This is a genomic window from Actinoplanes sp. NBRC 101535 (assembly GCF_030269225.1).
In the GTDB taxonomy this organism is placed as follows: domain Bacteria; phylum Actinomycetota; class Actinomycetes; order Mycobacteriales; family Micromonosporaceae; genus Actinoplanes; species Actinoplanes rectilineatus.
On record NZ_BSSY01000003.1, the window covers coordinates 466,807 to 481,694 of the forward strand.

The following is a 14,888-nucleotide window of genomic DNA, read 5'->3' on the forward strand; positions in this document are numbered from 1 at the left end:
GGTGCTTGGATGTGCGGGTGTCGATCAGTGAGCGGGGGCTGAACCGGGCGACCCTGGCCCGGCAGATGCTGCTGGAGCGTGCGCGGATCCCGGCCCCGGAGGCGGTGCGCCGGCTCGTCGGGCTGCAGGCGCAGGCGCCTGCCACGCCCTACCTCGCGATCTGGAACAGGGTGGCGGGCTTCGACGGCGACTCCCTCGACGAGGCTTTTCTCTCCGGTACGCTCGTGAAGGCCACCCTTCTGCGGATCACCCTGCACGCCGTCCACGCCGACGACCATCCGTTCTGGCACCGGGCCGTCCTGCCGGTGCTGCGCGGCGCCCGTCTCGGCGACACCCGATTCACCCGCAGCGGCCTCACCGTCGCCGACGCGGACGCCCTGCTGCCCGAGCTGATCGACTTCGCCGCCCGGTCGCGCACCCCGGCGGAGATCGAGGCCATGCTCGCCGCCCGTCTCGGCGGTGAGCGCCCCGGGGTGTGGTGGGCGTTGCGCACGTTCGCGGCCCTGCACCACACGCCGACCGGCGGCCCGTGGTCCTTCGCCTCCCGGGCCTTCCACGCCGCTCCCGTTCCGGGGTCGGCCTTCCACGCCGCTCCCGTTCCGGCCTTGTCGCTGGAGTCGTCCCGCGTCGCCCCTGATCCGGTCCTGTCGGTGGAGTCGTCCCGGGCCGTTCCCGGCTCGGGCCTGTCTGCGGAGCCGTCCCGCGACGAGGCGATCCAGCGGTTGGTGTTGCGCTACCTGACCGCTTTCGGTCCGGCGACCATTGCCGACATCCGCCAGTTCACCCTGATCCCGGCCGCGGATCTGCGCGCCGCGGTGCTCGCCCTGGGCGATCAGCTCACTCATCTGCCCGGCAATCGGCTGTATGACGTGCCGGGCGCCCCGCTACCCCCGGAGGACGCGCCCGCCCCGCCCCGGCTGCTGCCGATGTGGGACAGCATCCTGCTGGCCTATGCGGACCGGTCCCGGGTGATCCCGCCCGGCTACCGCCGACTGGTGATCCGGATGAACGGCGATGTCCTGCCCACCCTGCTCGTCGACGGCTACGTGGCGGGCGTCTGGCGCGCGGTTCCCGGCGGCATCGAGGCGACGGCCTTCCACCCCCTGTCCCGCCCGGTCTGGGACGCGCTGGCCGCGGAGGCTGCGTCCCTGTCGGCTTTCCTGGCGGCCCGGGAGCCGCTGGTCTACAGCCGTTACGCCCACTGGTGGTCCAAGCCGCTGCCCGCTGCCGAGGTTCGCCTGCTTCCCGCTTACCCATGAAAGAAGATCCGGACCGGCACGGGGCCGGTCCGGATCTTCGAGGGTTTGTCAGGCTGCCGCGGTGGCCACGACCGGGGTGGCGGCGGCGCGGCGGGAGGTGTAGCGCCAGCGCAGGACGATGGCGGTGGAGAGGGCGAAGCTGATGGCCGCGGGCGCCAGGGTGGCTGCGGACATGTCGCCCGGGCGGGCGGCCGCGGCGCCGATCACGGCGTAGGTGACCGTGGACGGGATCGCGGCGATCGTGGTGCCCAGGAGGTAACGCTTGCGGCAGACGCTGGTGGTGCCGTAGGCGTACCCGACAAGACCGAACGGAGCCAGCGGCAGGAAACGGACCAGGAGCACAGCGGAGAGCCCGCGGTTGTTCAGCCAGCCGTCCAGGCGGTCCAGTCTGCTGCCGGCGTGTGCCTTGAGCGCGCCCCGGCCGGCCCAGCGGCCCGCGTAGTAGGTGGCGGTCGCGGCGATGATCGCGGCGGCCATGGCGGCGATCGCGCCGGTCGCGGCGCCCAGGAGCAGGCCGCAGAGCAGCGTGATCGCCGTGCGGGGGACCAGGACCGACAGGAGCAGGCCGCCCACCACCGCGACGGCCGCCGGGGCGCCCATGCCCAGGCGGTCGACGTTGTCACCGATCTCGCGGAGCGGGAGCATCGCGGCGGCGGCCGCGAGGCCACCCACCACGACGCCCAGCGTGGTGAAGCGGAGCGCCCGGCGCTTCCAGCTCATCGGGGCAGCCTGCGCGGCGACCGGGCCGGCCTGAGGGTCCGCGGCGATGCTGGTGACCTGCGGGGCGGCCGGAGCCGCCGAAGAGTCCGCGGCCACACCGGCGCCCCGCTGGGCGATCAGGATGTCGGTCATACAGGCTTACCGTCCCCACTTCATCGTCGGTCCAGGATCCGTCTGTCAGGCCGGGCTCGCCGCGGCGGCGAGCCTCTCCCCCCTGAGCCGTTCGGCCCAAGCATCGTCGAGGGGCGCAAGCCTATCCGCGCCGGTGGACCAGCGCAGGAGCAGATCGGCTATAGCTGGGTTGCGAGCCAGCGCCGGACCGTGCGAGTACGTGCCGAGGATCTTGCCGGCCCAGGCGCCCTCGGTCTGGTCGCCGTTGCCGATGCCGGCGGTGACCTTGGCCAGGGGTGTCGCGTTCGGCCCCAGATGGGTACGCCCGCCGTGGTTCTCGAAGCCGGTCAGCGCGGGCAGTCCGAGCCGCGGGTCGATGTCACCGCGCAGTTCGCCGACGGCGCGGGTCGGTCCCCGGTCCGAGTACAGGTCGAGCAGGCCCAGACCGGCGCACTTCTGCCCCTTCGCGAAGAAGGAGTGCCCGAACAACTGGTACCCGGCGCAGATCGCCAGGACGGCCGCGCCCTGGTTGACGGCCCGGTGCAGGCCGCCGTCGGTGATCAGGCGCTGGGCGGCCGCGGCCTGCGGTCCGTCCTCGCCGCCACCGATCAGGTAGACGTCGGCCGTGGTCGGCATCTGCTGATCGGAGCGGACCTCGTAGGTCTCCACCGGGATGCCACGGGCGGCCGCCCGGTGCGCCAGGATCAGCAGGTTGCCCCGGTCGCCGTAGGTCGAGAGCAGATCGGGGTAGATCCACACGATCCGCAGGGACTCAGTTGACACGGTCCAACTCCGCTCGGATGTCCTGGAACGCCGTGTAGTTGGCGATCACTTCGAGGCGGCCGGGCGGAACACTCGCCAGCGCCTCGTCGAAACTCTGTACGTGCCGGAACGGCACCTGGTTCACCTGCAGCCGGACGGCCAGGTCGTAAGCACGGTCACCGGTGATCAGCACCGGACGGCCGTCGCGCAGCGGCGAGAAGTCGACGTCGTAGAGCCACGACGTGTCCATGCCGTCGGGGTCGCGGGCGTTGATGGAGAGCAGTGTGGGCGCCTGCTCGGCCATGTCGAAGGCCTCCAGCCAGCTGGCCGGGTTCTTCGCCAGGAGCAGGCGGATGTTGCGGCCGTCCCGCTCGACCTGAGCGTACCGGCCGGCGATGGAGGTCACCCGGGCGAGCCGGGGGAGTGCCTCTATCGGGCGGACCCCGAATTCGGCGGCGACGGCGAGCGCGGTGGCCGCGTTGCCGATGTTGACCCGGCCGGGCAGCTGCAGCTTGACCAGGTGCCAGTCGCCGCGCGGGTCGATGACGCCCTCGTCCTCGACCGACCACTGCGGCTTCGGCCGGCGCAGCGGGCAGCCGGTGCACCACCAGTCGCCGCCGGAGCGCTCGATCGGGTGGCCGCTCTCCGGGCAGACGAACGAGTCGTCCTGCCAGCGCTGGCCGGCGCTGAACCAGGTCACCTGGGGGCTGCTGCTCGCGGACCAGACCACCATCGGGTCGTCGGAGTTGGCGACCACCCGGATGTCGGGGTGCTGGCCCAGGGTGGTCTTCCACATCTGCGCCATCATCGCCACCTCCTTCGCCCGGTCGAGCTGGTCACGGGAGAGGTTCAGCAACGCCACCACCCGGGGGCGGGTGGCCTCGATGACCTGGGCCATGTAGTGCTCGTCCACCTCGAGCACGGCGAACGGGGTGTGGCCCTCCTTCGCCAGCGCCGAGGTGTGGCCGGTCGGCATGTTGGCGCCGTACGAGTTCGTGGCCACCCGTCCGAGCACGCCGATGGCGGCCGCGGTGAAGCGGGTGGTGGTGGTCTTCCCGTTCGTCCCGGAGACCAGCGCCACGGCCCGGCCGGACGAGAGGTGGGCCAGCAGGTCAGGGTCGATCTTGAGGCCGATCCAGCCGCCGATCACCGAGCCGTCGCCGCGTCCCGCGGCTCTGGAGAGCGCGGCCGCGGTCTTCGACGCGGTGGTCGCGACCTTGGCGATGAGTGGCAATTTCCCGTCCGTCACGCCAGCGAGGGTACCGGAAGCCGTTGTTACGTCGCGTGGCCGGAACGGCTCGATCAACGGGTGTCGGGGGGTCGGCTGAACGGGCGGAGGCATTTCCGCCGGTCGGGGCAATTCGGTGTTTCGAACGGGTGACGGTCTCGGTTTTTATGTGTTCTGGTTCACCCATTGATTTATACGGATCGTACTGAACTGCTCACTTGAGGTAGCGGCATTTGTCTCGTGGCGGTAACAAAATGGACAGTGACCACTTTCGACGTCACGGAGAGTGGCGGAACTGGTGCTGACGATCATGGAGTTGTTCGGGTACCAAGGTGTGGCCGGGGGCAACCGCTCGCCGGTCGTACCGAACCGGTTCACGCCGAGCCCTGCCCCGGGTCGGTCGGTGCGACAGAGGAACCACTGCATGACACGAACAAGGCATTCGGGGGCGGGGACGGGGGAACCAATACCGGTCCTCCGCGTCACCGCCACATCCGGCGGCGAGCGGGGAAGACCTTGGGGTGAAGCCGCCTTGTGCGGCCGGGCAACCTTCCCGCCCGAACCCGACAGCTAACCTCGCAGGCGTGCCGGAGGGATATCTCTACCGTGCACGAATACAGAGCGCGTCACCGCCAGGCCCGTCGTCGTACCGTCGTCGGTTCCGGCACTGCCGCACTGTCCCTGGGCCTCTGCCTCTCCGCCGGCCAGCTCATGGCCGGGTCGGCCGCCTCGGCGGCAGCGACGACGACCGAGGTCGCACCGACCACGGTCACTCCGGTCGCGGCGACCACCACGGTGGCCACCGCGAAGGTCACGCCCAAGCTGACCGCCAAGGCGGCCAGCAAGAGCATCAAGTGGGGATCCGCAGTCAAGGTCACCGCCAAGGTGATCGACCCCAAGACCGGCAAGGTCGCCAAGGGCACCGTCCGTCTGCAGACCCTGTCCAGTGGCAAGTGGAAGACACTGGCCACGAAGACGAGCAGCAGCGGTGCGGTCACCCTCTCCGCGAAGCCGAAGACCACGGCGTACGTGCGGACGATCTTCACGGGTACGGGCTACAACCAGGTCTCCACCGACAAGGTGAAGATCACGGTCAAGGCGAGTGGCGCGAAGATCCTCGCTGAGGCGAAGAAGCACAAGGGCGCGCTGTACAAGTACGGCTCGTCCGGGCCCAAGCGCTTCGACTGCTCGGGGTTCACCAAGTACGTCTACAAGAAGGCGGCCGGCAAGTCCCTGCCGCACAAGGCGAACTCCCAGCAGAATTACGGCAAGAAGGTCGCCAAGAGCAACAAGAAGGTCGGCGACCTGATCGTCTTCCGTAACGGGTCGTACGGGTACCACGCCGGCATCTACGCCGGTAACGGATACATGTACGACTCGCCGCACTCGGGCGCCCGGGTCGGCAAGCACAAGATCTGGAGCAGCAACTACGTCGTACGCCGACTGGTGGCATGACGCTCCCCGGTGCCCGTTCGGCGCAGTAGCGCAGCGGGTGCAGTAAGTAAGGTGTAACCGGTCAGGCGGCGTGGTGGCGTGCCGGCCGTGGTGAAGTACGCGTTGTGGGGCCGTGACCTGGTGGGGTCACGGCCCCACGCGCGTTTCCGCCCTTCTGCCGCCGCCTGCGTCGGCCGGGCCCGCTTTCACGGTGTACGCCGTCCCGCGCCGTCCCGCACCGTCCCGGCTTCCCGCCTCACGCCGTGGCCGCGACCGAGTCCGAGACCCTAGTTGTAGCCGACGGCTGGGCAGGCTCGGCCGTCGTCGGTGGTTCTTGTGGGGCGGTCGGGGAGCCGTGGGTGGCGGCTCGGGTGGCTTGGCCGTCGTGGGTGGTTGTTGTGAAGTCGCAAGCCAGCCATGGCCGACGGCTGATCTAGACACGTTTCGTGGTCAGGGTGCGAAGCCCATCCGCGTGGTGACTTCGGGCGCGCTGGACGCCTGAAATCACCACGCCCGTGGTGGTGTGGTGATTACGGGCGCGCTGGACGCCTGAAATCACCACGCCCGTGGTGGTGTGGTGATTACGGGCGCGCTGGACGCCTGAAATCACCACGCCCGTGGTGGTGTGGTGATTACGGGCGCGCTGGACGCCCGAAGTCACCACGCCCGTGGCGGTGTGGTGATTACGGGCGCGCTGGACGCCCGAAGTCACCACGCCCGTGGCGGTGTGGTGAATACGGGCGGGATGGGCGGCTGAACTCACCACGCGGACCCTGATGACGAAACATGTCTAGCCCCGGCCGTCGCGGATGGCTTCGCTGAGCCCGCAAGTTAGCCGTGGGCGACGGCTGACCGGGTCCGGCCGTCAGCCACGCCTCCTCGGCGCCCGCAAGTCGGCCGTGGGCGACGGCTGGGTTCGGTCGGGTGGAGGGTCGGGGTTGCCCTTGGTGACGTGTGGGCTCGCAGGGGTGTGGGCTTGCGGGGCGGGGCGGGGCGGGGCGGGGCGGGGCGGGGCGTCGAGGGGCGGGGCGGGTGAGAGGGCTCCACTTCGCTCCACTGGAGGGGGTGGGGGGTTTGTGGCGTCCCTCCACTTTCCTCCCGGGGGGCGCGGCGGGCGGGTGTGGGGGGTGGAAAGTCGGGTTGGAAAGTGGGTCATACGGGACTGTGAGCGCTCCATGTCGGAAACCGGACGGAGTGGATCATGGAAGAGCGCTCCACTGCGCTCCACCGCCTGTGAACAGGGATTACGTCCGCGAAAAGGCCTCGCGAGCGGCTGCTTTCGGGTTGCAGGTGGAGGGAAGTGGAGTAGAGTGGGGCGCAGTGGCAGGACCGAGGAACGAGACGGGACCTGCCGGCCCGAGTTGACAGGTGGTCCGACTCCCTCCGCGAAGGAGCGGAACGCCACGGCAAGGGGGTTGGGGCCGGATGTTCCTCGGCACACACACCCCGCGCCTCGACGAGAAGGGCCGGCTGATCCTCCCGGCCAAGTTCCGTGACGAGCTGGCGGGAGGTGTCGTGATCACGAAGGGGCAGGAGCGCTGTCTTTACGTGTTCCCGATGCCGGAGTTCCAGCGGATCGCCGGTCAGCTACGTGAGGCGCCGGTGACCAACAAGGCCGCCCGGGCTTACGGCCGGGTGTTCTTCGCCAGTGCTCACGACGAGGTGCCCGACAAGCAGGGGCGGGTGACCATACCGGCCCACCTGCGCGATTATGCGAGCCTCGGGCGCGACCTCGTGGTGATCGGGGCGAGCACTCGGGTCGAGATCTGGGACAAGCAGTCCTGGGAGGACTACCTCGCGGCGAGCGAGCAGGAGTTCGCCGACATCGAGGAGGGGGTGCTGCCCGGCGGACTGTAGGGCGTGCACTCGGTGGGCCTTTGTGACCGGCCCGGACGCCACTGCTGCCGTACCTCGAGATCTCCAGCCGCTCCCGCTCCTGGCGCCTCTTCCCCGGCGCCAGGCGCGTGTCCGAGCCCGGTTCATTGGGCATAGGACATGAGCGGATGGGGATCTGGTGGTACGGAATGGCGGCCGGGCCGGTGTGGCACGGCAAGAGCCGGGTGAGACGCAAGATGGTGGGGCAATGGGGGTCGTCATGGGGGAGCCGCGGGGCACGCACGTGCCGGTGCTGCTCGAGCGCTGCCTCGAGTTGCTCGCTCCCGCCCTGGGCCGGCCGGGCGCCGTCCACGTCGACTTCACGCTCGGTCTCGGCGGGCATGCCGAGGCGGTGCTCGAACGATTCCCGGACGTGGTCCTGATCGGACTGGACCGCGACACCGAGGCTCTCGCCCACGCCCGGCACCGGCTCTCCCGGTTCGCCGATCGCACGCACCTGGTGCACGCGATCTATCACGAGCTGCCGCGAGTGCTCGACGAACTCGGGATTCCGGCGATCGACAGCGGACTGTTCGACCTCGGGGTCTCCTCGCTCCAGCTGGACGAGGCGGACCGCGGTTTCGCGTACGCGCAGGACGCCCCCCTGGACATGCGGATGGACCAGTCCCGCGGCGCCACCGCCGAGGAGGTCGTCAACGGCTACGAGCCGGGTGAGCTGGTGCGGATCCTCCGGCAGTACGGGGAGGAGAAGTTCGCGACGCGGATCGTCTCGACGATCGTGCGGGAGCGGGCGAAGAACCGGATCACCTCCACGGCGAGGTTGGCGGATCTGGTGAAGGACTCGATCCCGGCCGCCGCGCGGCGAACGGGTGGTAATCCCGCCAAGCGGACGTTCCAGGCACTACGCATTGAGGTGAACGGGGAGCTGGACTCGGTGGAGTCCGCGGTTCCCGCCGCTTTGGACGCTCTGGCGATCAACGGGCGACTTGTGGTGATGAGTTATCAATCGTTGGAGGACAGGATCGTCAAGCGCGCCTTCACCGCGAGGGTGCGCAGCACCGGGCCGGTCGACCTTCCGGTCGAGCTGCCCGGCACCGGGCCGTCGATGCGGTTGCTGACCCGAGGGTCGGAGCCGCCGACCGAGGCCGAGGTGGCGGAGAACCCGAGGGCTGCCTCGGTGAAGCTGCGAGCGGTGGAACGGATCGACGAGCGGGAGCAGGGACGGAAGTACGACCGGGCACCGATGGCCGGCCGCGAGCGGCCACGGGTGTCAACGGGTGGGGGACAAGGGCGGTTACGCCCGGGGGCGAAACAGGAGGGGGAGGGACGATCATGAGCGAGCGATCCGCCGCGCCTCGGCCGGGGGGCCGGGCCGAGCGGCCGCGCACCGGGGACGGTGAGCGGGGACGCCGGATGAGCGAGGCCGGCGAGGGGACTGGCGCCCGGGGGGTGCGCCAGTCCGCAACGAACGCCGGCTCGACGAGGTCGTCGGCCGACACGCGCCGTGGTCAATCCGACACGCGCCGTTCAGGGATGCGGTCCGGCAAGGGGAAACCCGTGACCGGTGCGCCCGTCGAGGGCACCGCGGCTCTGGCACTTGACGTTCCCGGCGAGGCGCCGGGGATGCCGGACGCGCGGCCCCGCCTGTGGGTGGCGCCACCGCTGCCGATCCGGGCGCCGCGGGTCACCTTCGCCGCCTCGGTGATCGTGGTGGTGCTCGCCGGCGTGCTGGGCATCCTCCTGATCAACACCAAGACGATGGAGCAGTCCTTCCGTCTGGACGCCCTGCAGAAGGAGCGGGCCGGGCTCGACACGCAGCAGCAGGAGCTGGAGCGTCAGCTGATCCAGGTGTCCGGTCCGGGCAACCTGTCGGCGATGGCGCGTCAGCAGGGTCTGGTGCCGGGCACTCCGGCGATGATCCGGCTGCCGGACGGCAAGATCGTGAGGCCGCCGAAGCCGGGCAAGGGCACGGTCGGACCGGTGGCCCAGCCGAACCTGTCGACGGTGACGCCGTCCGCGTCCGCCTCGACCGCGGCTGGTCAGGCCGCGACCGGTCAGGCCGCGACCGGTCAGGCCGCGACCGGTCAGGCCGCGACTGGACAAGCCGCGACTGGACAAGCCGGGACCGGTCAGGCCGGGACCGGACAAGCCTCTGCCCCGGCTGCGGCCGGTCAGTAGGCCGCGATGTCTCCACGAGACGACGACGACACTCCGCGCCGGGGCACTCCGCCCCGGCGCGGCTCGTCGCGAGACCTTCCGGACGCCGAGACGGGCGAGGAGCAGCGGCCCCGCGACGGTCAGCCCCGCGACGGTCAGCCCCGCGACGGTCAGCCCCGCGACGGTCAGCAACGCGATGGTCAGCAACGCGACGGACATTCACGCGACGGGCAGCCGCCCCGGGACGGGCGGCGCGGGCGCAGCAGCATCAGTGAGGCGCGCGCCTACACGCCGCGCGGGCGCACCGTGGCCGAGCGGGGACGCCTGCCGCGGTCCGGGCGCACGACTGATCCGTTCCGGCCGGCGCTGCAGGTGCTCGACGGGGGTGAGGGCGACACCGCGCCCCGCACCCGCGGGCGTGGCCGCGGTGCCGAGCCGCCGCCGGAGGAGCCGCCGAAGCAGCGCGGCAAGCGTGCCGCCGAGCCCCGTGCCGAACAGCCGAAGAAGGCGGAACCCCGTTCCGGCACCGGGGGCGACCGGTCTGCCTCTGACCGGACACGATCATCTTCAGCGCGTACCCCCAAGGAAGCCGGACCACGGCGGACCGTGACCGTGAAGCGGGGTTCGGAACGCGACGGGCGTGACCGGGACGCCCGCCGTGCCCGCCCGGTGCCGCCGGAGCCGCCGAAACTGGCGAGCAGCAGCCGGCGTCTGCGGCTGGGCACGGTGCTGGCGCTCTCCCTGTTCGTCACCATCGGCGTGCGGCTGGTGGTGCTGCAGCTGGGCACCTCCGAGCAGGAGGTGGCGCAGCTGCTCGACCTGCGGGAGAAGCGTCTCAGCACGGTGCAGCTGCCCGCGCCGCGTGGCAGCATCCTGGACACCAACGGTGAGGTGCTGGCGCACAGCGTCGAGGCACGGTACGTCTCCGCCGACCCGGAGAACACCGCCCTGCAGAAGGACATCCCGGGCATCGCGGCGCAACTCGCGCCGCTGGTGGGCGTGGCGCAGTCCGAGCTGGCCGAGAACATGCAGCGCAAGCAGGTGCTCGGGCGCTGGTTGCAGTTCCGGTACCTGGCCCGGGGCGTGGACGTCGGTGTCGCCGACCGGATCGAGGCGCTCGCCCTGCCCGGGATCTACACCCACAGCGACGAGCGGCGCGACGTGCCGGGCAAGGACCTCGCCGCGAACCTGATCGGGTTCACCGGCGACGACCACCACGGCCTGGAGGGCCTGGAGGCGCGCTACGACGACCTGCTGCACGGCACCGACGGCAAGCGGATCTTCGAGATCGGCAAGGGGAACCTCAACAAGCCGATCCCGGGCGGGTACGAGCAGTACACCGCCGCCCAGCCGGGCAACTCCCTGAAGCTCACCATCGACCAGTACGTGCAGTTCGACGTGCAGCGCATCCTCAAGAAGGCCGCGGAGAAGGCGAAGGCGACGGTGGCCGGGGCGGTCGTGATGAACGCCGAGACCGGTGAGGTGGTGGCGCAGGCCAGCTACCCGCCCTACAACGCCGCCAAGCCGCAGGATTTCGACCCGGTGGAGCGCATCGACGTGCCGACCGCGGTGGTGACCGACCCGGGCTCGACGCACAAGGCGCTCGTCTTCGGCGCGGCCCTGCAGGAGGGGATCATCACCCCGGAGTCGACCCTGGCCATCGGTCCGGCGATCAGCCGGGGCGGATTCCCCTTCGAGGACTCGCATCCGCAGGACAAGGGCACGCTGATGACGATGGAGGGGCTGCTGGCGCTCTCTTCCAACGTGGGCACCATCCTGATCGCCGACCAGCTCGGCAAGGAGAAGCTTTACGAGTACCAGAAGCTGTTCGGCCTGGGGGAGTCGACCGGGGAGGGCATGCCCGGCGAGGCCGACGGTGAACTGCTCAAGCCGGAGGACTGGAGCGGCTCGGCGAGCGGTTCGGTGCCGGTCGGCCACAGTGTCTCGGCGACCCTGGTGCAGATGGCGGCGGCGTACGGGGCCATCGCCAACGACGGCGTCTACACGCAGCCTCATCTGATCAAGGAGACCATCTCCGGTGTCGACGGCGAGGTGACGCCGTCCGCGGCGCCGGAGACGCACAAGGTCCTGGATGCGGACAAGGCCGCCCAGCTGCGGACGATGATGGAGGCCGTGGTCGAGTCGGACGTCGGCACCGGCAAGTCGGCGCGGGTCGCCGGGTACCGGGTGGCCGGCAAGACCGGCACCGGCAAGATGCTCGTGGACGGGCAGTACACCAGCCACTACGCGAGCTCGTTCGTCGGCATGGCGCCGGCCGACGACCCGAAGTTCGTCATCGCGGTCTCGATGGACGTCGCCAACGGCAGCGGCGGTGAGGTGTCCGGTCCGGCGTTCAGCGAAATGATGTCCTACACCCTCCTTCATTACGGAGTGCCACCGTCCGGTACCAAGTCGCCGACTTTCAAGATCCATCCATGAACGCCAGCCGCATGGCGTTGACGAGAAGCTGTGAGGGACCGGGTAGGGTCTGACGCCGTGTCCGGCATTACCCGACCCGAGACCGTCGCGCCGCACCCGCTTGCCCAGCTCGCAGAGCTGGTGCACGCGGAGTTGTGCGGTGCTGACGCAGAGGTCTCCGGCGTGACGCACAGTAGCAATGCGGTGCGTTCCGGAGATCTGTACGCGGCGCTTCCCGGCGCCAACCGGCACGGCGCGGAGTTCGTCTCCGCCGCCGCCCGAGCCGGGGCGGTCGCGGTACTCACCGATCCCGCCGGTCGGGAGGCGGCGATGCAGGCCGGCCTGCCGGTCCTCGTCGTGGACGACCCGCGTGCCGTGCTCGGCGCGGTCGCCGCGGCGATCTACGGCGAGCCGTCCCGGCGGCTCACCATGATCGGCGTGACCGGCACGGCCGGGAAGACCTCCACGTCGTACCTGGTGGAGGCCGGTCTGCGGGCCGCCGGTCTGGTGACCGGCCTGGTCGGCACGGTGGAGACCCGCCTCGGCGACCACGTCGTCAAGAGCGTGCGGACCACGCCGGAGGCGACCGACCTGCAGGCGATCCTGGCCTCCGGCGTGGAGCGCGGAGTGTCGGCGGTGGTCATGGAGGTGTCCAGCCACGCCCTGGTGATGGGGCGGGCGGACGGGATCCGGTTCGCCGCGGCCGGTTACACCAACTTCGGCCAGGACCACCTGGACTTCCACCCGACGGCCGAGGACTACTTCGAGGCGAAGGCGCGTCTCTTCGACGGCCGGGCGCGAGTCGAAGTGCTTAACTACGACGATTCGGCAGTTATGCGCTTAAAGGGTGATGGAACGGTCACCTACTCGGCGGCCGGTGCGGAAGACGCCACCTGGTGGGCGTCCGACGTCCGGCCCTCCGCCTTCGGGCAGCTGTTCACCGCGCACGGGCCGGACGGGATCACCGTCGAGACCGGCGTGGCGCTGCCCGGCCTGCACAACATCGCCAACGCGCTGCTCGCGCTGGCCCTGCTGGTCGGCGCCGGCATCGACCCGGCGACCGCCGGGCAGGGCATCAGGGACTGCCGGGGCGTTCCCGGCCGTCTGGAGCGCGTCGACGCCCCCGGCGAGATCCTCGGGGTGGTCGACTACGCCCACAAGCCGAACGCGATCGTGGCGGCCCTGGCGGCCCTGCGGGAGCTGGCGTCCGCCCGCGGTGGCGGCCTGATCTGCGTGATCGGTGCCGGCGGCGACCGGGACAAGGGCAAGCGCCCGCTGATGGGCGAGGCCGCGGCGCAGGGATCCGACCTGGTCATCGTCACCGACGACAACCCGCGCACCGAGGACCCCGCCGCGATCCGGGCCGCGGTGCGCGTCGGCGCCGAGGAGGCCGGGACCGCCGCGAAGATCATCGAGGTGGGTGGGCGCCGGGCGGCGATCGCCGAGGCGGTCCGCCTCGCCGCGCCCGGCGACGTGATCGCGGTGCTGGGCAAGGGCAACGAACAGGGGCAGGAGGTCGACGGCGAGGTGCTGCCGTTCGACGACCGCATCGAGCTGGCTACCGCTCTGGAGGGCCGATCATGATCCGGATGACGCTGACCGAGATCGCCACGATCACCGGTGGCACGGTCGTCAACGCCACCGGCGACGAGGCCGTCACCGGCGGGGTGGAGTACGACTCCCGCAAACTCGGCCCGGGTGGCCTCTTCGTCGCCTTCGCCGGCGAGAAGGCGGACGGGCACGACTTCGCCCCGGCCGCGATCGCCGGTGGCGCCGCGGCCTACCTGGGCTCCCGGGACGCGGGCGTGCCCGGTGTGGTGGTCGCGGACCCGCTGGCCGCCGTCACCACGCTGGCCCGGGAGGTCGCCTCCCGGCTGGACAAGCTGACCGTGGTCGGGGTGACCGGCTCGTCCGGCAAGACCACCACCAAGGACTACATCGGTCAGCTCCTGGCGCACCTCGGGCCGACCGTGGCGCTGCCCGGATCGCTCAACAACGAGCTGGGTTTCCCGTACACCGTGCTGCAGGCCACCGAGGAGACCCGCTTCCTGGTGCTGGAGATGGGTGCCCGGGCCGTCGGGCACGTAGCCCACCTGTGCGGGATCGCCCCGCCGAGGATCGGCGTGGTGCTCAACGTCGGCGCGGCGCACATCGGCAAGTTCGGCTCGATGGAGGGCACCGCCCAGGCCAAGGGTGAGCTGGTCGAGTCGCTGCCGGCGGACGGCACCGCGGTCATCAACGCGGATGACGCGCTGGTCGCCGCGATGGCGTCGCGGACCTCCGCCCGGGTGACGCTCACCGGCGAATCGGACGCGGCGACGGTGAAGGCCACGGAAGTGACTGTTGATCACTACGGTCGCGCCAGCTATACACTCATAAGTGGTGAAAAAACTGGTTTTGTCCGACTGGCTGTCGTCGGGCGGCATCAGGTGGCGAACACCCTCGCCGCCGCCGCCGTGGCGCTCGCCGCGGGCATGGCCTTCGACGACGTGATCACCGCGCTTCCGGAGGTGGGCATCGTCTCCGAACGCCGGATGGACGTGGTCACCCGCCCGGACGGCGTGGTGCTCGTCGACGACTCGTACAACGCGAACACGTCGTCCACCATCGCCGCACTGCGGGCGCTGGCGGCGATGAGTGAGGGCCGGCGCACCACCGCGGTGCTCGGCTACATGGCCGAACTGGGGGAGTACGAAGTATCCGGTCACGCCGAGGTGGGGCGGCTCGCCGCCGAACTCGGGGTGGACCGGCTGATCGCGGTCTCCGCGGAGGCCGCGCCGGTCCTGGACGGCGCCGCCGAAGTCGCCGGATGGACGGGGCAGGCGCACTTCGCCGCCGACCAGGCGGCCGCGATCGAGATTCTGCAGCAGGACCTGCGCGCCGACGACGTCGTGCTGGTCAAGGGTTCCCGGTATCGGACATGGGACGTCGCCGACTGGTTGCGGCGCTCCGAGGAGGTTTAG

General features: G+C 70.8%; 12 protein-coding genes and 1 riboswitch. Of the genes, 8 read left to right on the forward strand and 4 right to left on the reverse strand.

The annotated features are described in order from the left end of the window. The first annotated feature begins 17 nt into the window (after nt 1-17). Nucleotides 18-1,259, forward strand: coding sequence for a winged helix DNA-binding domain-containing protein (locus tag QSK32_RS11120; RefSeq protein ID WP_285471826.1), 1,242 nt, complete (start codon nt 18-20; stop codon nt 1,257-1,259). A gap of 48 nt (nt 1,260-1,307) precedes the next feature. Here QSK32_RS11120 and QSK32_RS11125 read toward each other — a convergent pair whose 3' ends face one another. Genes QSK32_RS11125 through QSK32_RS11135 form a run of 3 tightly spaced genes read right to left on the reverse strand, consistent with a single transcriptional unit; the run spans nt 1,308 to nt 4,086 of the window. Further along, a complete protein-coding gene (locus QSK32_RS11125) occupies nt 1,308-2,111 on the reverse strand; it encodes a TVP38/TMEM64 family protein (RefSeq protein ID WP_285471827.1) in 804 nt (267 codons plus the stop codon). A 45-nt stretch (nt 2,112-2,156) separates the two neighbouring features. Then, nucleotides 2,157-2,873, reverse strand: a complete 717-nt coding sequence (locus QSK32_RS11130) for a type 1 glutamine amidotransferase (protein ID WP_045745968.1) — start codon at nt 2,871-2,873, stop codon at nt 2,157-2,159. Beyond that, on the reverse strand, nt 2,863-4,086 hold the full coding sequence (locus tag QSK32_RS11135) for a MurT ligase domain-containing protein (protein WP_045745981.1): 1,224 nt from the start codon (nt 4,084-4,086) through the stop codon (nt 2,863-2,865). Before QSK32_RS11135 ends, QSK32_RS11130 begins: the two co-directional genes overlap by 11 nt. Before the next feature lie 470 nt (nt 4,087-4,556). Further along, a riboswitch (cyclic di-AMP (ydaO/yuaA leader) is annotated at nt 4,557-4,680 on the forward strand. 6 nt (nt 4,681-4,686) lie between these two features. Here QSK32_RS11135 and QSK32_RS11140 point away from each other — a divergent pair. Continuing rightward, entirely contained in the window at nt 4,687-5,535 is an 849-nt protein-coding gene (locus tag QSK32_RS11140) for a C40 family peptidase (RefSeq protein WP_285471828.1), read from the forward strand. 412 nt (nt 5,536-5,947) lie between these two features. Here QSK32_RS11140 and QSK32_RS11145 read toward each other — a convergent pair whose 3' ends face one another. After that, a complete protein-coding gene (locus QSK32_RS11145) occupies nt 5,948-6,277 on the reverse strand; it encodes a hypothetical protein (RefSeq protein WP_285471829.1) in 330 nt (109 codons plus the stop codon). Nucleotides 6,278-6,939: 662 nt separating this feature from the next. Here QSK32_RS11145 and mraZ point away from each other — a divergent pair. The 6 genes from mraZ to QSK32_RS11175 all read left to right on the forward strand — a co-directional run bounded on the left by mraZ (nt 6,940) and on the right by QSK32_RS11175 (nt 14,888). Further along, a complete protein-coding gene (mraZ, locus tag QSK32_RS11150) occupies nt 6,940-7,371 on the forward strand; it encodes a division/cell wall cluster transcriptional repressor MraZ (RefSeq protein WP_045741361.1) in 432 nt (143 codons plus the stop codon). A 226-nt stretch (nt 7,372-7,597) separates the two neighbouring features. Further along, nucleotides 7,598-8,686 carry a 16S rRNA (cytosine(1402)-N(4))-methyltransferase RsmH gene (gene rsmH / locus QSK32_RS11155; RefSeq protein WP_045741360.1) on the forward strand — a complete coding sequence of 363 codons (1,089 nt, stop codon included), beginning with the start codon at nt 7,598-7,600 and terminating at the stop codon, nt 8,684-8,686. A 221-nt stretch (nt 8,687-8,907) separates the two neighbouring features. Then, nucleotides 8,908-9,528 (forward strand): cell division protein FtsL, encoded by a 621-nt coding sequence (gene ftsL, locus QSK32_RS11160; RefSeq protein ID WP_285471830.1) that lies wholly within the window; start codon nt 8,908-8,910, stop codon nt 9,526-9,528. 6 nt (nt 9,529-9,534) lie between these two features. After that, a complete protein-coding gene (locus QSK32_RS11165) occupies nt 9,535-11,946 on the forward strand; it encodes a peptidoglycan D,D-transpeptidase FtsI family protein (protein WP_285471831.1) in 2,412 nt (803 codons plus the stop codon). A 117-nt stretch (nt 11,947-12,063) separates the two neighbouring features. Continuing rightward, nucleotides 12,064-13,509: a UDP-N-acetylmuramoyl-L-alanyl-D-glutamate--2,6-diaminopimelate ligase gene (locus tag QSK32_RS11170; RefSeq protein WP_502872525.1), complete on the forward strand. Its 1,446-nt coding sequence runs from the start codon at nt 12,064-12,066 to the stop codon at nt 13,507-13,509. Next, complete coding sequence (locus tag QSK32_RS11175) at nt 13,506-14,888, forward strand: UDP-N-acetylmuramoyl-tripeptide--D-alanyl-D-alanine ligase (protein ID WP_045741357.1); 1,383 nt, start codon at nt 13,506-13,508, stop codon at nt 14,886-14,888. Before QSK32_RS11170 ends, QSK32_RS11175 begins: the two co-directional genes overlap by 4 nt.

Excerpts from the sequence above, each read along its gene's own strand:
- QSK32_RS11125 (WP_285471827.1), bottom strand. The coding sequence starts at position 2,111 with ATGACCGACATCCTGATCGCCCAGCGGGGCGCCGGTGTGGCCGCGGAC.
- mraZ (WP_045741361.1), top strand. The coding sequence starts at position 6,940 with ATGTTCCTCGGCACACACACCCCGCGCCTCGACGAGAAGGGCCGGCTG.
- rsmH (WP_045741360.1), top strand. The coding sequence starts at position 7,598 with ATGGGGGTCGTCATGGGGGAGCCGCGGGGCACGCACGTGCCGGTGCTG.
- QSK32_RS11165 (WP_285471831.1), top strand. The coding sequence starts at position 9,535 with ATGTCTCCACGAGACGACGACGACACTCCGCGCCGGGGCACTCCGCCC.
- QSK32_RS11175 (WP_045741357.1), top strand. The coding sequence starts at position 13,506 with ATGATCCGGATGACGCTGACCGAGATCGCCACGATCACCGGTGGCACG.